Here is a 14992-nt window from a genome sequence, read left to right as displayed (position 1 = left end):
TTCAAAAGGTTCGGCAGTCGCGCCGTCCGGCGCCGGGGAAGCCGCCCATGAACCGCCGCGAAGTCATCGCATCCACCGCCGCCCTGGCCGCCGCCGCGGCCGCCTCCCCCGTCCTCGCCAGTATCCGAGCCCCGATGCCCCAATCCTCCGCTCCTCTGGCGCCCGTCGCCAAGAAGATTCCCGTCCGCATCGAGCAGCTCGGCCGCGTCCGCGTCGACGACTATCAATGGATGAAGGACGACAACTGGCAGGCGGTGCTGCGCGACCCGACCCTGATCAAAGCGGACGTCAAGGAACACCTGACCGAAGAGAACGCCTATCGCGAGGCGATGATGGCCTCGACCCTGCCGCTGCAGGCGACGCTATTCCAGGAGATGAAGGGGCGCATCAAGGAGGACGACAGCTCCGTCCCCGCTACCGACGGCCCGTGGGAGTACTACATCCGCTTCAACGTCGGCGGTCAGCACCCGCTGTACTGCCGCCGCCCGACCGGCCGCGCCGACGGCGAGGTCGTCATTCTGGATGCGGACGAGCTGGCTGAGGGCAAGGCCTATTCGGAAGTCGGCGCCGCCGAGCACAGCCCTGACCACAGCCTGTTCGCCTATGCCGAGGACGCGCAGGGCTCGGAGGTCCACCAGATCTTCGTCAAAGACCTGGCGACGGGCGAGGTGCTGCCCGACCCGATCCAGTCGGCCAACGCCGACTTCACCTTCTCGCCAGACAGCCAGTGGATCTTCTGGACCAACCGCGACGACAACGGCCGCCCGGACAAGATCTTCCGCCGCCCGGCGCGCGGCGGCGAGACCAACCTGGTCTATGAGGAGACCGACGACGGCATGTTCATGGGCGTCGGCCGCACCTCGGACGACAAGTTCGTGGTCATCGGCATCCAGAACCAGGAAACGTCCGAAGCCCGCTACATCCCCGCCGCGACGCCGACCGCCACGCCGGTCGTGTTCGAGCCGCGTCGCACCGCCATCCGCTACGACGTCGACCACTGGGGCGACCGCTGGGTGATCCACACCAATGACGAAGCGGTGGACTTCAAGATCGCCCAGGCTCCGACCGCCACGCCCGGCAAGGACCACTGGACCGACCTCGTGCCGCATACGCCCGGCCGTTACATTGAGGGCATCGACCTGACCGCCGGCCATCTGGCGCGGCAGGAACGGGCTGACGCCAACACCAGGATCGTCATCCGCGATCGCGCCGGCGCCGAGCACGAGATCGCCGTCAACGAACCGGCCTACGCCCTGTCGCTGGCGGGCGCGTCGCAGTTCGACACAACGGTGACGCGCTACGCCTACAACTCGCCGTCCACACCGACCCAGACCTTCGACTACGACATGGCCAGCCGCACGCGGACCCTGCGAAAGACGCAGGAGATCCCATCGGGCCACAACCCCGCCGACTATGTTGTCGAGCGGCTGAACGCCTCGGCCTCCGACGGACAACTGGTGCCCGTCACCATCCTGCGCCGCGCCTCCACGCCGGTCGATGGCTCGGCGCCGCTGCTGCTCTACGGCTACGGCTCCTACGGCATCCCGATGGGCGCCAGCTTCTCGACCAACCGGCTGTCGCTGGTGGATCGCGGCTGGATCTACGCCATCGCCCACATCCGCGGCGGGTCGGACAAGGGCTGGAACTGGTTCCTGACGGCCCGGCGCATGACCAAGAAGAACACTTTCACCGACTTCATCGCAGCCGCCGAGCACCTGATCTCGACCGGGCACGGCAAGGCCGGGAACATCGTCGCGCAGGGTGGCTCGGCGGGCGGTCTGCTGATGGGCGCCGTCAACAACATGCGCCCCGACCTGTGGGCCGGGGTGATCGGCCAGGTGCCGTTCGTGGACGTCATCAACACCATGAGCGACCTGTCCCTGCCGCTGACGCCGCCGGAATGGCCCGAGTGGGGCAATCCGATCGAGGACGCCGCCGCCTACGACTACATCGCCAGCTACAGCCCCTACGACAACGTCGAGGCCAAGGCCTATCCGGCCATCCTGGCCACCGGCGGCCTGTCGGACCCCCGCGTCACCTATTGGGAGCCGGAGAAGTGGGTCGCCAAGCTGCGGCCGGCCACCACCTCGGGCAAGCCGGTGCTGCTGAAGATCAACATGGAGGCCGGCCACGGCGGGGCCGCCGGGCGCTTCGACTATCTGAAGGAAGTCGCCCACGACTACGCCTTCGCTGTCTGGGCCATCGACAAGGGTTGGGAGCAGGCTTGAGCCAGGTCGTCATCCGCGACGTCGAACCGGGCGACATGGCCCGGATCGCCGCCATCTATGCGGAGAGCGTCGAGAACGGGCTGGGCACCTTCGAGCTGGACCCGCCCGATGAGGCGGAGATGGTCACGCGCTTCGCCGCCGTGGCCGCCAGCGGCCTGCCCCGGCTGGTCGCCGAGATCGACGGCCAGATCGCCGGCTACGCCTACGCCGGCGTCTTCCGGCCGCGCCGCGGCTATCGCTACACAGTCGAGGATAGCGTCTATATCGACCCGGCCTTCCGCGGGCGCGGCGTCGGGCGAGCGCTGCTGAGCGCCCTGATCGAGCGCTGCGAAGCGCTGGGCCTGCGCCAGATGCTGGCGGTGATCGGCGACAGCGCCAACGCCGGGTCGGTCGCCCTGCACGCCGCCTGCGGTTTCGAGCCCTGCGGCGTCCTCAATAGCGTCGGCTGGAAGCATAACGACTGGCGCGACGTGGTGCTGATGCAGCGCGCCTTGGGCCCCGGCGGCGATGCGGAGCCCACCAGCGACGGTTTGCCCGGCGGCCGCTGACTTGCCGGGCCGGGCCGCGCGCCATACCCTGACGCCGTGCGCACCCTCTTCCTCCTGCTGACCATTCTGGCCGGTCTGTCGCTGCTGGCCTTCGCGCCGGCGGAGGCCGCGCCGCGCGCCGAGCCGCCGTGTCACATGAGCATGGAAGCCGAGGCGCCGGCCAAGACGCCTTCGCCGAAGGCCCCCGCCAAGGCCATGGCCTGCTGCGCCACCGCCGCCCTGCCTGCGCCGCCACTGCTGCAACCGCGCCTGCAGCCCGTCGCCCACACGGCGCCGCGCATCGTTCTGCCCGGCGAGCAAAGCGCCGCCGGTCGCCATCCCGCGCCCGAGCTTCGTCCTCCCAGAGCCTGAACCGCGCCTGCGCCGCCCTACCTGGCGGCGACTTCACGCCCGTTTCATCTCAAGGACAGACCGATGTTCCTCACGACCTTGGGCGGCGCCCTCGCCGCCCTGCCCCTGCTGGCCGAACCGGCCGCGCAGGACCACGCCCACCACCCGGCCGCGCCCGCAGCCACCGCGCCGATGGACCACAGCCAGCACGCTAAGCCTGCCCAAGCCATGCCTTCACAAGCCATGCCCGCCGACCACGCGACCATGGACCATTCGAGCATGGACCATGCGGCCCCGGATCATGCCGCCCCCGATCATGCGGCAATGAACCACGACATGGCCGGCATGGACCACGCCGCAATGCCGATGCAGAGCAGCCTCGGTTTCGGCCCCATGACCCGCGACGGCTCTGGCACCAGCTGGCAGCCTGACGCCTCGCACCACGCCGGCGTCCACAGCCAGATCGGCGACTGGATGGTCATGAGCCACGCCCTGCTGAACGTGGTCTACGACGACCAGTTCGGGCCGCGCGGCGACAGCATGACCTTCCTCGCCGGCATGCTGATGACCTCGGCGCGGCGCGATTTCTCGGACGGCTCCAGTCTGACGCTGCGCGGCATGACCAGCCCCGATCCCTTGATGGGCAAGGAAGGCTACCCCCTGCTGCTGGCTGCCGGAGAGACGGCGGATGGTGTCGTCGGCCTGGTCGATCGCCAGCACCCGCATGACCTGTTCATGGAGCTGTCGGCCACCTACGCCCGCCCCATCGGCCCGAAGGACGCGGTCTTCGCCTACATCGGCCTGCCGGGCGAACCGGCCTTCGGTCCGCCCGCCTTCATGCACCGCATGAGCGCGATGGACAGCCCCGAGGCGCCGATCACCCACCACTGGCTGGACTCGACCCACATCACCTTCGGCGTCGTCACCGCCGGCTGGATTCACGACAGCCTGAAGCTGGAAACCTCGGCCTTCCGGGGCCGCGAGCCGGATCAGGATCGCTACGACATCGAGAGCCCGGACCTCGACAGCTACGCCGTGCGCGCCAGCTGGAATCCGTCGCCGGAATGGTCGGTCCAGGCCTCCTGGGCGGACGTCACCTCGCCCGAGCAGCTCGAACCCGACGAAGATGAAACCCGGCTCTCGGCCAGCGCCATCCACACCCGCCGCTTCGGCGACGCGGGCTGGTGGTCCTCCACCATCGCCTTCGGCCGCAAGACCAACGACCACGATGAGAGCAAAGACGGCTGGCTGTTCGAGACGGCCCTGCACCCCACCGGCCCCTGGACGATCTTCGCCCGGGCCGAGCGGATCGAGACGGACGAGCTGGTCCCCGAGGACCACGGCGGGCACGGAGATCTCTACGTCGTATCCAAGGCTTCGATCGGCGTCGTTCACGACTGGCGGCTGGCCGAGCACATGACGTTCGGCTTGGGCGGTCTGGTCACGTTAAACCGCGTCCCTGACATGCTGGAGCCGCTCTACGGCAATGATCCAACAGCCGGGATGCTCTTCGTCCGCTTCAAGGTGGAATGAGTTGCGACCAGGCCAGCCCCTCCCGTTTTTAGTGTGGGGCTATGTCCTCGGGGGGGGTGGCCAGCCACGGCGCCAGGCGGAAACGCTTCGGCGCTGTGGTCACCGTGCGGTGGAAGATAAACTGTCGGGCGAAGGCGACGACGCCTCTGATGGTCTGCTCGTCGAACGGCTTGGTCACGGCACCCAGCGCTCCCGCGAACCCCTCGGGAATCTGCTCGGGATTGGCGGTCAGAAAGACGACGGCCGCGCCGTAATCACTGACCAGCCGATGCGCGATCTGAGGTCCGGTCAGACCGTCCAACAGGTTGACGTCAACCAGGGCGAAGTCCGGTCGTTCCCGATCCGCAATGGCGAATGCGCCAGGCCGGTCCATCGCGCATCCCACGACGTCGCAGCCCGCGTCAGCGAGCACGAGCTCCAGTTCCATCGCCAGAATGGGCTGGTCTTCCACGATCATGACCCGAAGGTCGGGTGGTCCCGTCAACGCACCGCACCCAAAGCAATGTTTCTCCGGCTCGCCAACGACTTAACCACTCTGTGTCAGCGACCGGACACTGCAACGCACACTTGGCGGCTTGGTTCGACCTAGGCTATGGAAAAATCCAACTTTCTGCTCACGGGGGGACAGAGTGGCGACTGAAGCGGACATCCGCGTAGCCGATCTCGAACGGCGCCTGCTCGGGGGCTATCAGCTGTTGCAAGCTCTGATCGGGATTCGTCTGCGCGCCGTCAGAGATCCGGAGAGCCGCCGTCACCTGGCATGGCTCAGCGACGTCACTGCGGCGATGAGCCTGTTCAACAGGCGCGCGGTGCAGGAAGGGCCCGTCGATTTCGCCAGCTACCTAGACGACGCCATCGCGTTCTGGCGTCGATCGTGCGAGGGCAGGCCGATCCGCTTCGAGGTGAGGGCCGCTTCGGCCGTCCTGCCGGACTCACAGGCCCTGACCTTGGCCATCATCGCCCACGAGCTGATCTCGAATGCCGTTCGCCACGGTTTTCCGGGCGAGGGCCGCGGCGCGATCGCCGTCGCGTTCTCTCGTTCCGCCGAGGGCATCAGCCTGGTGATTCGCGATTCCGGCATCGGCGCCGGCGAGCTTGCTGCCGGGGATGGACTGGGTCTGGTCGAGGGATTGGTTGATCACATGCAGGGCTCGATGACCGTGGAGACCTCGCCCGGCGCCGGCGTCGGGGTGCGCGTACGTCTGCCGACAGCGCCGACCTCGGCTCACTAGGCGACTTGTTTTCAGGGGGTGTTGCATCCCCCCCGCCCTTCAAGTATTCGACCGCCTCCCCGCCGTCAGGCGGGCTCGCGCCGCTCCTGCTGGGGAATGGTGTAATGGTAACACTACGGTTTTTGGTACCGTCATTCTAGGTTCGAGTCCTAGTTCCCCAGCCACGGCCCTCGCTTCGAAAATCACTGCGAAACAGGGCCGATCACCGCTTGCGGCGTCGAAACGGCGTGGCTATAAGCCCGCCTCCAACGTCGGAGTGTGGCTCAGTCTGGTAGAGCACTGCGTTCGGGACGCAGGGGTCGGAGGTTCGAATCCTCTCACTCCGACCATTTGGATTTCGGCGCTGTCCCGAGGCGCCCGCATCACCCCTTCAAGCCATTCAGCCGTGCACCGGTCGCCTCGATCGGTCGTTCGCCCAGCGCCGCGCGTCGCGCCAGCAGTTCGGGCGAGCCGGCGTCGTAGTCCGCCATCAGCCTGCGCACGAACGAGCCGTCCCGAACATCCGCCAGCACGCCCTGCATCGCCGCATGCGACGCCGCGCCGATGACGCGCGGCCCGGTCAGATAGGCGCCGTACTCGGCCGTGTTGGATATCTTGCCGAAGGCCCCAGCGATGCCGCGCTCAAACATCAGGTCGGTGACCAGCTTCAGCTCATAGAAGCATTCGAACCACGCCACCTCGGGCGGATAGCCGGCCGCGACCAGGGTTGAAAAGGCGCCGTCCACCAGCGATTGCACCCCGCCGCACAGGACAACCTGCTCGCCGAACAGGTCGCTCTCGCATTCGTCGCGGAAGGTGGTCTCCAGAATGCCGCGCCGCCCGCAGCCCAAGGCCGCCGCGTAGGAGAGGCCCAAGCCGTGGGCGCCGCCCGTCGCGTCCTGTTGCACGCCGAACAGACAGAACACCCCCTCCCCGGTCAGATAGAGGTCACGGATGCGCGGCCCGATGCCCTTGGGCGAGGCCAGGATGACGTCCAGATCGGCGCGCGGCTCCACCAAGCCGAACCGCACCGACAGGCCGTGCGCGAAGACCAGCGCCGCGCCCGGCTTGATCGCCGGCTCGATCTCGATCCGCCACAGATCGCGGTGCGCCTCGTCCGAGACCATCACCGCCACGACGTCTGCGCCCGCCGTCGCCTCGCCCGCCGTCATGACCGTGAAGCCGTCCGCCTCGGCTTTCGCCCGCGTCGCAGAGCCGGCCTTCAGCCCCACAACGATGTCCGCCACGCCCGAACCGCGGAGATTCAGCGCATGGGTCCGTCCCTGGCTGCCGTAGCCGATCATGGCGACGCGCTTGCCGCGGATGATCGACAGGTCGCAGTCGGCGTCATGGAAAACGGGCAGCGGGGCGCGTAGAGGCTCGGTCATGGCCGAGCTCATAACCCCTTCCGACATCGTCGCCTTCTGGAAAGAGGCCGGCCCCGACAAATGGTACGCCAAGGACGATCAATTCGACGCCGCCGTGCGAGGCCGGATGCGCGCCGCCCACTGGAACGCTGCGGCGCGTCGGCTGGACGACTGGATAGAGACGGCGGAGGGCGCGCTTGCCCTGCTGATCGTGCTGGACCAGTATCCGCGCAACAGCTTCCGAGGCACGGCGCACCAGTTCGCCACCGACGCCCTGGCGCTCAGCTTCGCCAAGGCCGCCGTCGCGCGCGGCTGGCCCGCCGCCTTCGAACCCGACCTGCGCCAGTTTTTCTATCTCCCGTACGAGCACTCTGAGCGGCTGGCCGACCACGACGAACTGGTCCCGCTGCTGGGCGACGACATGCCTGAGGTGAAGCGTTACGCCATCATCCACCGCGACATCATCGTCCGCTTCGGCCGCTTCCCCCACCGCAACGCCGTGCTGGGCCGCGAAACGACGGCGGAGGAAGCCGCATTCCTGCAAGGCGGCGGTTTCGCCGGCTGAGCGTTAGGCGACGATGCATCGCTGCCGAGAGTGTCACGTCCCGCTGCAGGAAGGCCGCAACTGGCACGCCAGCTATGCCGCGCGGACCTATCGCCACTGCATGGACTGCGCGAAGGCCTATTCGCGCAAACGCTACGAGCGCCTGCGCCCGGGCGCCGTGAAACGCACGCCGAAAACTAAGCGGGACTGGGCCGTGAAGAACCGCGCCGAGATCGCCCGGCAACGGCGGGCGCGATCGGAGGACTGAGGCGCGGTTCCTGTGGACGAGGCGCGCCCGCCCTCTCCCCTCCGGAGTGATTCGGCCGCAAAGTCGGGTCCATGACCGCGCATATCCTCCAGGCCGATCTCGCAGCCCGCTCGGGCGCCGCACCCGCCGATCACCCGGAGTGGCAGTACCTCAACCTGCTGCGCGACATCCTCGACAATGGCGCGCGCCGTGACGACCGCACCGGGACCGGCACCCTTGGCGTCTTCGGGCGGCAGATGCGGTTCGATCTGGCCAAGGGCTTCCCAGTCCTGACCACCAAGAAGCTGCACTTGCGCTCCATTATCGTGGAGTTGCTGTGGTTCCTGCGCGGCGAGACCAACATCGGTTGGCTTCAGGAAAACGGCGTCAAGATCTGGGACGAGTGGGCCGACGCCGAGGGCGAGCTGGGCCCCGTCTATGGGAAGCAGTGGCGCTCGTGGACCGCGCCGGACGGCCGCGTGATCGATCAGATCACCACCCTGGTCCTCAACCTGAAGACCAACCCCAACAGCCGCCGCCACATCGTCACCGCCTGGAATCCGGCGGACGTGGACGACATGGCCCTGCCGCCCTGCCACTGCCTGTTCCAGTTTTTCGTCGCCGACGGAAAGCTGAGCTGCCAGCTCTACCAGCGCTCAGCCGACGTCTTCCTGGGCGTGCCGTTCAACATCGCCAGCTACGCCCTGCTGACCCTGATGATCGCCCAGGTGGTCGGCCTGCAGCCCGGCGAGTTCATCCACACCTTCGGCGACGCCCACCTGTATCTGAACCACATCGAACAGGCCGATACCCAACTGGCCCGCGACCCCCTGCCCCTGCCGACGATGACGATCGCCCCGCGCGACGACCTGTTCGCCTTTCAGCTGGAGGACTTCGTGCTGGACGGCTACGCGCCGTGGCCGCACATCAAGGCGGCCGTATCCGTCTGATGGACCTGACCGCCTTGCAGGCCTCGGTCCTGCGAATCTCCGACATCTATGCGGCCGAGCACAACATCGACCGCGACCGCGACTGGGCCTTGCTGAAGCTGCAGGAGGAGCTTGGCGAACTGACCGCCGAGCATCTGCGGCTGTCCGGCCGGGCGCGCGGGACGCCGGACGCCCAGGCGCTGGGTGACGAAGCGGCGGATGTGCTCGGCATGCTGCTGATCTACTGCGACCGTGCGGGGATCGATCTGGAGGCGGCGATGCAGCGCAAATGGCTCAGCTGGCTGGAGCCGAAGCCATGATCCCGCTCGCCCTCGTCGTCGCGCGCGGCTCCAACGGCGTCATCGGTCAGGACTGCGATCTGCCGTGGCGGCTGCGCAGCGATCTGCAGCGGTTCAAGGCCATCACCATCGGCAAGCCCTGTCTGATGGGTCGAAAAACGTGGGAGAGCCTGCCGCTCAAGCCCCTGCCCGGCCGACTGAACCTGGTGCTGAGCCGCGATTTGTCGTTCGAGGCCAAGGGCGCGGTGGTCGTCACCAATCTGGACGAGGCGCTTGAGATGGCCCGAGAGCAGGCCGAGGACGACGGCGCGGCGGAGGTCTGCGTCATCGGCGGGACGGCCCTGTTCGCCGCGGCCCTGCCGCGCGCGAAGCGGCTCTACATCACCGAAGTGGATGCGGCGCCCGAGGGCGACGCCCATTTCCCGCCGTTCGACGAGAAGGCGTGGGTTGAGGTATCGTCGGAAGACCATCCGGCGGGAGAGAAGGACGACCACGCCTTCACCTTCCGCACCCTCGAACGGCGCTGACGCCGGGGAGCCTGCTCATGCTGATCGTCACCACGAACGACGTGCCCGGCTATCGCATCGTGAAGACGATCGGCGTCGTGCGCGGCATCACCGTGCGCTCGCGCAACGCCATCAGCGACATGGTGGGCGGCGTCCAGTCCATCTTCGGGGGCCGCGTCGGGGCCTATGTGAAGCTGGCCGAGATGGCGCGGGCCGAGGCCTACAAGGAACTGGTCGACCACGCCCAGGCGGCCGGCGCCAACGCCGTCACCGCCATGCGCTACGACGCCAACGAGATCATGCCAGGCATCACCGAGGTGCTCGCCTATGGCACGGCCGTGGTGATCGAGCCCGTCTAGATCCTACGATCCCTCCCCCAGAAGGAGAAGGTTTGAGGCTCCAGGAGCGAAGCGACTGGCTAAGTCGAAAGGGTGAGGGGTTACGCCCTCACCTCTTGGTCGCCCAACCCCTCACCCTTTCACGCAAGGACGACGGCTTTGCCGCCGTGCGCTCAAGCCCTCTCCCTCTGGGAGAGGGACGCCTCAGCTCAGCGACATCAGGGCCGAACGCTCGAAGTCCTTCAGCTCGTCCAGGCGGCCGTCGCGGATCTTCTCGACCCATAGCGGGTCGGCCAGCAGGGCGCGGCCGACGGCGACCAGGTCGAACTCGTCCCGCTCCAGCCGTTCAATCAGGCCATCCAGCGAGGCGGGTTTCGAGCCCTCGCCGCCGAAGGCCGCGATGAACTCCCCATCCAGACCGACCGAACCGACGGTGATGGTCGGCTTCTTGAGCAGTTTCTTCGTCCAGCCGGCGAAGTTCAGGTCAGACCCTTCGAACTCCGGCTCCCAGAAGCGGCGCTGTGAGCAGTGGAAAACGTCGACGCCGGCGTCCGACAACGGGCCAAGCCATTCGACCAGTTCATCCGGCGTCTCGGCGTTCTTGGCCGCATAATCCTGCGACTTCCACTGCGAAACGCGCAGGATCAGGGCCGTGTCCTCGCCCACGCCCTCGCGCACCGCCTTGACCACCTCGGCGCCGAAGCGGGCGCGCTCACGGATGGTGGCGCCGCCCCAGGCGTCGTCGCGGACGTTCAGGCCGCTCCAGAAGAACTGGTCGATCAGATAGCCGTGGGCGCCGTGAATCTCGACCGCGTCGAAGCCCAGATCCCGGGCCGCGCGGGCCGAGCGGCCGAAAGCGGCGATGGTGTCGGCGATGTCCTCATCGGTCATCGCCTCGTATTTGGCTTTGCCCGGCGCGGTCAGCCCGGAGGGGCTGTCGACCTTGCCATGCGGCTGCCAGTCCGGCGCCTGCCCGCGCGCCGTGCCGACGTGCCAGATCTGCGGCGCGATCTTGCCGCCCGCCGCATGGACCTCATCGACCACGGTCTTCCAGGCTGGCAGAGCCTCGCCGTGGAAAAAGGGAATCTGCGCCTCATTGCGCGCCGCCGGTCGCTCGACGGTCGTGCCCTCGGTGACGATCAGGCCCACGCCACCCTCGGCCCGACGCCGATAATAGCCCGCCACATCCTCGGTCGGCACGCCGTTCGGCGAGAATTGCCGCGTCATGGGAGCCATGACGATGCGGTTCTGCAGCGTCAGCGACTTGACGGTGAACGGGCGAAACAGGGCGTCAATGGACATAGGCGGCTCGCTAGAGAGATCAGGAACCGGGGATGTGGCGGTTTACGTTGCGTTTGAAAACCCAATAAGACGAATTTCTTTCGTCATCCCCCGATTTGATCGGGGGACAGGGCGGCGCCGGAGGCGATTCCTCAGCAGGCAGCAGGCAGCAGGCGAGACAGTTTCGCGCTCTCGCGCGCCGCCTTGTCCCCCGGTCCGCTCCGCGGCCGGAGGATGACGAAAGTTAGAGCTTCAGGCTTTCGACGAGCGCCTCAGCGAAGACGGCGAAACGCTTGGAGACCTCGCGCTCCGGTTCGCCGATCGTGACCGGCCGACCCGCGTCGCCGCCCGTTCGCACCGCGCCGTCCAGCGGCAGGTCGCCCAGATAGGCCACACCCAGCCGCCCGGCCTCGGCCTCTCCGCCGCCGCGACCGAAGACGTCGCCGCTCATGTTCTCAATCAGGCCCAGCGTCGGCACGCCCACCTTCTGGAACAGCGCATGGGCGCGGCGGGCGTCGGCCAGGGCGGCTTCCTGCGGCGTCGTGACGATGACGGCGCCGTCCAGCGGGGTCTTCTGGATCAGGGTCAGTTGCACGTCGCCGGTGCCGGGCGGCAAGTCTACGACCAGGACGTCCAACGGCGCGTCCTCAGTCCCCCAGCGCGTCTGGCTCAGCATCTGGGTGATGGCCTGGGATGCCATCGGACCGCGCCAGACCATGGCGTCGTCCCGCTTCACCAGCAGGCCTACGGACATCGCCTTCATGCCGTGCGCCACGTGCGGCTCGATCATGCCGTCGCGATACTCGGGCTGGCCAGAGATACCCAGCATCAGAGGGATGGACGGGCCATAGACATCCGCATCCAGCACTCCGACCGACAACCCCCGCGCAGCGAAAGCGGCCGCCAGGTTCACGGCTACGGTGGACTTGCCGACTCCGCCCTTGCCCGAGGCGACGGCCAAGACGCGACGAACGTGGGCGGGACGATCCGTGGCCACCGGCGCGCGCGGCCGGGTCTGATCGACCGCCTGTGGCGACAGGCTGGCGCGGCGCGCGGGCGCCACCGCCTCGGCGGTCAGGACAACAGAGACGCGCTCCATCCCCGGCATGGCTTTCAGCGCCGCCTCGGCGGCATCGCGGACAGGCGCATAGGCGGCCGACTGGCCAGCCGGGGCCTCCAAGGCGAACCCGGCGCGGTCGGGCGCGACGACCAGCCCCTTAACGCGCCCGGCGGCGAACAGCCCCTGCCCGGTCGCCGGGTCGGAAATGGCGTCCAGCGCGGCGACGACGGCGGCACGATCGATGGGGCTTGGGTTGCTTGTCATGGGCCGGGCGTTCTATCGCCGCGCGACGCCCGCCGCGAGCTTGATTTGACTGAACCCGCCATCACCCTCATCGCCGGCCCCACCGCCTCGGGCAAATCCGCCCATGCGTTGAAGCTGGCGCGCGAGACGGGCGCGGTGATCATCAACGCCGACAGCCAGCAACTCTACGCCGATCTGAACGTGCTCAGCGCCCGACCGTCGCCAGACGACGAGGCCCTGGCCGAGCACCGGCTCTACGGCGTCGCCGACGCCGCCGATCCCTGGTCGGTCGGCCGCTGGGCGCGGGCGTTGGAGCCTTTGCTGGCTGACCTGCGCGACGAGGGCCGCCCTGCGGTTCTGGTCGGCGGCACGGGCCTCTATTTCACCGCCCTGACGCGCGGCCTGGCCGACATTCCCGAGGTGCCAGTGCGCGAGCGCGAACTGGCTAGCGAGATGTTCGACCTCATCGGCGAGGTCGAGTTCCGCCGCCGCCTGGCCGAGGTCGACCCCGTGTCGGCCCAGTCCATCGAGGCCGGCGACCAGCAGCGTCTCGGTCGCGCGTGGGCCGTGGCGAAAACGACCGGCCGCTCCCTCTCCGACTGGCACGCAAGCACCCGGCCCATCCTGCAGCCTGGCGAGCACCAAGCCTGGGTCATCGAACCGGATCGCGCCGCCCTTTACGCCAACTGCGACCGTCGCGTGACCTGGATGGTCGCGGCCGGTGCGCTGGAGGAGGTCCGCGCGCTGATGAAGCGCCGACTTGATCCCGAGCTGCCTGCCATGAAGGCGGTCGGCGTTCGCGACTTCGCCGCCCATCTGACCGGCAAGATGAGCCTGGAGGCCGCCGTCGCCGCGACCCAACAGGCCACCCGCAACTACGCCAAACGACAGCTGACCTGGTTCAGGAACCAGACGCCTGACTGGCCGCGCGTCGCTGCGCCGTCAGTCACAGCCCCATGACCAATCCTTAAGTTGCCGCCGCGTCCGCCGCGTGTCCTTCGTGCCGGCTGATGACCGGGGAACGTATGACGATGATTGCGGCGATCTTGGTGGCCCTGACCCTCGCCTATCCGGGCTCTGCCTCTGCCTCCAACTGCATCGTGATCGAGGCCGGCGACGGCGGCAGTCCCATCGTGAAGGCGAGCGTCAATGGCGAAGGGCCCTTCGACTTCGTGCTCGATACCGCATCCAGCGGCTCGACCCTGGACCAGCCACACATCGACCAGCTGCGCCTTCCGCGTGACGCTCAGACCGAGCAGGCCCAGGGCATGGGCGGCCCATTGGATGTGCGCCTGTATCGTGTGGAGACCTTCAGCATCGGCCCGCAGACCGTGTCCGCCCTGACGGTGCCGTCCATCCCGGCGCCCGCATTCGACAGCCACGCGGTCGCTGGCCTGGCGGGCGTGGACATCTTCGGCACGTCCCTAGCCGTTTGGCGATCGAAAGATCGCTGCGTTGCGATCGAAACCAGCGGTGCGCCACCCGCCGGCGAGCGCTGGAGTTCGATTCCAGCGCAGTGGATACAGCCCTGGAAGATCATGCTGCCGCTACGGATCGACGGCGTGGACGGATGGGGCCTGTTGGACACGGGCGCGCAGCATACGACGCTGAACCCTGTGTTCGCCGATCTGCTCGGCTTGACAGCGGCTTCGGGTCGGACCGCGGCGGCTGGATCGATCTATGGCCTCGATGGCCGCGAGTTGCCCGTCGTTGCGGGCGCCGTCGGCGACGCCCGGATCGGTACATGGACCTTCGAAGGCAGGACAGTGAAGGTCGGCGCCCTGCCGGTGTTCGATCGCCTCGGTGCAGCCAATGCACCTTTGGCGATCATTGGCATGGACTGGTTGGCCGGGCGCGATTTCGCCGTGGACTACGGCGCTCATCTGGTCTGGCTGCGCGCAAATGCTCCGTAGGGCGGGTTGGACTAAGCCGAGATTGCCCCTATATTGGTCCTGTTCGGGTTCGCCCGGACTATGGCGATAAATGCGCTCATAATAAGCGGACCGGACCCGGGTGCGATTCCCGGCGGCTCCACCATTTCTCCCCGCGTTATCGGCGGAGGCTTATGGGGCCGACTAGCATCGACGGACGTGTAAAGGGGATTGCTTTCGCTCGTCCTGGCCCACCGTATCGGGCCTTTATCTAACTGCGAACGATAACTTCGCTGGAGAAGTCCGCCTCGCCGCGTAATGCGGTTCGGTTGATTTCGAACACTTAAGTCCTCAGGGATCAGTTCCTGGGGCGGGGCCTGCCGGGAGCCTGCCAACAGAATCCCGGCGCTTCCTTCATTTTATTGGCTCTTTCGTCCCGCGGCCGGCTTGGCTATCA

General features: G+C 67.7%; 17 protein-coding genes, 2 tRNA genes and 1 other RNA gene. 16 read left to right on the top strand and 4 right to left on the bottom strand.

What is annotated here, in order from left to right; all coding sequences use genetic code 11:
• Nucleotides 1–47 precede the first annotated feature (47 nt).
• The 4 genes from ASG17_RS10130 (at nucleotide 48) to ASG17_RS10115 (ending at nucleotide 4639) form a co-directional block, all read left to right on the top strand.
• Nucleotides 48–2228, top strand: a complete 2181-nt coding sequence (locus ASG17_RS10130; RefSeq protein WP_056102582.1) for a S9 family peptidase — start codon at nucleotides 48–50, stop codon at nucleotides 2226–2228.
• Complete coding sequence (locus tag ASG17_RS15490) at nucleotides 2225–2776, top strand: GNAT family N-acetyltransferase (protein WP_156367797.1); 552 nt, start codon at nucleotides 2225–2227, stop codon at nucleotides 2774–2776. Before ASG17_RS10130 ends, ASG17_RS15490 begins: the two co-directional genes overlap by 4 nt.
• A gap of 36 nt (nucleotides 2777–2812) precedes the next feature.
• Nucleotides 2813–3127 carry a hypothetical protein gene (locus ASG17_RS10120; protein WP_056102577.1) on the top strand — a complete coding sequence of 105 codons (315 nt, stop codon included), beginning with the start codon at nucleotides 2813–2815 and terminating at the stop codon, nucleotides 3125–3127.
• A 63-nt stretch (nucleotides 3128–3190) separates the two neighbouring features.
• Nucleotides 3191–4639, top strand: coding sequence for a hypothetical protein (locus tag ASG17_RS10115; RefSeq protein ID WP_056102574.1), 1449 nt, complete (start codon nucleotides 3191–3193; stop codon nucleotides 4637–4639).
• Nucleotides 4640–4667: 28 nt separating this feature from the next.
• Here the strand turns inward: ASG17_RS10115 and ASG17_RS10110 are convergent, their stop codons facing one another.
• Entirely contained in the window at nucleotides 4668–5096 is a 429-nt protein-coding gene (locus ASG17_RS10110; RefSeq protein ID WP_056102572.1) for a response regulator, read from the bottom strand.
• 172 nt (nucleotides 5097–5268) lie between these two features.
• Between ASG17_RS10110 and ASG17_RS10105 the strand changes: the two genes are divergently transcribed.
• The 3 genes from ASG17_RS10105 to ASG17_RS10095 all read left to right on the top strand — a co-directional run bounded on the left by ASG17_RS10105 (nucleotide 5269) and on the right by ASG17_RS10095 (nucleotide 6200).
• Entirely contained in the window at nucleotides 5269–5871 is a 603-nt protein-coding gene (locus ASG17_RS10105) for a sensor histidine kinase (protein WP_056102570.1), read from the top strand.
• 90 nt (nucleotides 5872–5961) lie between these two features.
• Nucleotides 5962–6035 (top strand) — tRNA-Gln (locus ASG17_RS10100).
• Nucleotides 6036–6123: 88 nt separating this feature from the next.
• Nucleotides 6124–6200 (top strand) — tRNA-Pro (locus tag ASG17_RS10095).
• A gap of 33 nt (nucleotides 6201–6233) precedes the next feature.
• On the opposite strand, the gene ilvC is transcribed toward ASG17_RS10095, so the two are convergent.
• Nucleotides 6234–7214, bottom strand: coding sequence for a ketol-acid reductoisomerase (ilvC, locus tag ASG17_RS10090; protein ID WP_056103411.1), 981 nt, complete (start codon nucleotides 7212–7214; stop codon nucleotides 6234–6236).
• Between the two features lie 22 nt (nucleotides 7215–7236).
• Between ilvC and ASG17_RS10085 the strand changes: the two genes are divergently transcribed.
• The 6 genes from ASG17_RS10085 (at nucleotide 7237) to ASG17_RS10060 (ending at nucleotide 10101) form a co-directional block, all read left to right on the top strand.
• Complete coding sequence (locus tag ASG17_RS10085; RefSeq protein ID WP_056102568.1) at nucleotides 7237–7782, top strand: DUF924 family protein; 546 nt, start codon at nucleotides 7237–7239, stop codon at nucleotides 7780–7782.
• Nucleotides 7783–7795: 13 nt separating this feature from the next.
• Nucleotides 7796–8029 (top strand): hypothetical protein, encoded by a 234-nt coding sequence (locus ASG17_RS10080; protein ID WP_056102565.1) that lies wholly within the window; start codon nucleotides 7796–7798, stop codon nucleotides 8027–8029.
• A 71-nt stretch (nucleotides 8030–8100) separates the two neighbouring features.
• Nucleotides 8101–8958: a thymidylate synthase gene (locus tag ASG17_RS10075; RefSeq protein ID WP_056102562.1), complete on the top strand. Its 858-nt coding sequence runs from the start codon at nucleotides 8101–8103 to the stop codon at nucleotides 8956–8958.
• Nucleotides 8958–9257 carry a hypothetical protein gene (locus ASG17_RS10070; RefSeq protein WP_056102559.1) on the top strand — a complete coding sequence of 100 codons (300 nt, stop codon included), beginning with the start codon at nucleotides 8958–8960 and terminating at the stop codon, nucleotides 9255–9257. Before ASG17_RS10075 ends, ASG17_RS10070 begins: the two co-directional genes overlap by 1 nt.
• Nucleotides 9254–9763 carry a dihydrofolate reductase gene (locus ASG17_RS10065; protein ID WP_056102556.1) on the top strand — a complete coding sequence of 170 codons (510 nt, stop codon included), beginning with the start codon at nucleotides 9254–9256 and terminating at the stop codon, nucleotides 9761–9763. Before ASG17_RS10070 ends, ASG17_RS10065 begins: the two co-directional genes overlap by 4 nt.
• A gap of 17 nt (nucleotides 9764–9780) precedes the next feature.
• Nucleotides 9781–10101 carry a YbjQ family protein gene (locus ASG17_RS10060; RefSeq protein ID WP_056102552.1) on the top strand — a complete coding sequence of 107 codons (321 nt, stop codon included), beginning with the start codon at nucleotides 9781–9783 and terminating at the stop codon, nucleotides 10099–10101.
• 183 nt (nucleotides 10102–10284) lie between these two features.
• Here the strand turns inward: ASG17_RS10060 and ASG17_RS10055 are convergent, their stop codons facing one another.
• Both ASG17_RS10055 and ASG17_RS10050 read right to left on the bottom strand, forming a co-directional pair.
• On the bottom strand, nucleotides 10285–11382 hold the full coding sequence (locus ASG17_RS10055) for an NADH:flavin oxidoreductase (RefSeq protein WP_056102549.1): 1098 nt from the start codon (nucleotides 11380–11382) through the stop codon (nucleotides 10285–10287).
• A gap of 223 nt (nucleotides 11383–11605) precedes the next feature.
• Nucleotides 11606–12685 (bottom strand): Mrp/NBP35 family ATP-binding protein, encoded by a 1080-nt coding sequence (locus ASG17_RS10050; RefSeq protein ID WP_056102546.1) that lies wholly within the window; start codon nucleotides 12683–12685, stop codon nucleotides 11606–11608.
• A gap of 45 nt (nucleotides 12686–12730) precedes the next feature.
• Between ASG17_RS10050 and miaA the strand changes: the two genes are divergently transcribed.
• The 3 genes from miaA (at nucleotide 12731) to ssrA (ending at nucleotide 14945) form a co-directional block, all read left to right on the top strand.
• Nucleotides 12731–13624, top strand: a complete 894-nt coding sequence (miaA, locus tag ASG17_RS10045; RefSeq protein WP_056102543.1) for a tRNA (adenosine(37)-N6)-dimethylallyltransferase MiaA — start codon at nucleotides 12731–12733, stop codon at nucleotides 13622–13624.
• 65 nt (nucleotides 13625–13689) lie between these two features.
• Nucleotides 13690–14577: a retroviral-like aspartic protease family protein gene (locus ASG17_RS10040; protein ID WP_056102541.1), complete on the top strand. Its 888-nt coding sequence runs from the start codon at nucleotides 13690–13692 to the stop codon at nucleotides 14575–14577.
• 2 nt (nucleotides 14578–14579) lie between these two features.
• Nucleotides 14580–14945: a transfer-messenger RNA gene (gene ssrA / locus ASG17_RS15200) on the top strand.
• Nucleotides 14946–14992: the final 47 nt, after the last annotated feature.

Origin of the sequence: Brevundimonas sp. Leaf363 (assembly GCF_001424025.1) — a bacterium.
Classification (GTDB): Bacteria; Pseudomonadota; Alphaproteobacteria; order Caulobacterales; family Caulobacteraceae; genus Brevundimonas.
Note: the sequence above shows the minus strand (reverse complement) of the source record. Positions and strands in the feature narration are given on the sequence as shown.

What these genes read in the sequence shown, in the direction of transcription:
- ASG17_RS10085 (WP_056102568.1), top strand. Translation starts at nt 7,237, where the DNA reads ATGGCCGAGCTCATAACCCCTTCCGACATCGTCGCCTTCTGGAAAGAG.
- ASG17_RS10080 (WP_056102565.1), top strand. Translation starts at nt 7,796, where the DNA reads ATGCATCGCTGCCGAGAGTGTCACGTCCCGCTGCAGGAAGGCCGCAAC.
- ASG17_RS10060 (WP_056102552.1), top strand. Translation starts at nt 9,781, where the DNA reads ATGCTGATCGTCACCACGAACGACGTGCCCGGCTATCGCATCGTGAAG.
- ASG17_RS10065 (WP_056102556.1), top strand. Translation starts at nt 9,254, where the DNA reads ATGATCCCGCTCGCCCTCGTCGTCGCGCGCGGCTCCAACGGCGTCATC.
- ASG17_RS10050 (WP_056102546.1), bottom strand. Translation starts at nt 12,685, where the DNA reads ATGACAAGCAACCCAAGCCCCATCGATCGTGCCGCCGTCGTCGCCGCG.
- ASG17_RS10075 (WP_056102562.1), top strand. Translation starts at nt 8,101, where the DNA reads ATGACCGCGCATATCCTCCAGGCCGATCTCGCAGCCCGCTCGGGCGCC.
- ASG17_RS10055 (WP_056102549.1), bottom strand. Translation starts at nt 11,382, where the DNA reads ATGTCCATTGACGCCCTGTTTCGCCCGTTCACCGTCAAGTCGCTGACG.
- ASG17_RS10115 (WP_056102574.1), top strand. Translation starts at nt 3,191, where the DNA reads ATGTTCCTCACGACCTTGGGCGGCGCCCTCGCCGCCCTGCCCCTGCTG.
- ASG17_RS10130 (WP_056102582.1), top strand. Translation starts at nt 48, where the DNA reads ATGAACCGCCGCGAAGTCATCGCATCCACCGCCGCCCTGGCCGCCGCC.
- ASG17_RS10110 (WP_056102572.1), bottom strand. Translation starts at nt 5,096, where the DNA reads ATGATCGTGGAAGACCAGCCCATTCTGGCGATGGAACTGGAGCTCGTG.
- ASG17_RS10070 (WP_056102559.1), top strand. Translation starts at nt 8,958, where the DNA reads ATGGACCTGACCGCCTTGCAGGCCTCGGTCCTGCGAATCTCCGACATC.
- ASG17_RS10040 (WP_056102541.1), top strand. Translation starts at nt 13,690, where the DNA reads ATGACGATGATTGCGGCGATCTTGGTGGCCCTGACCCTCGCCTATCCG.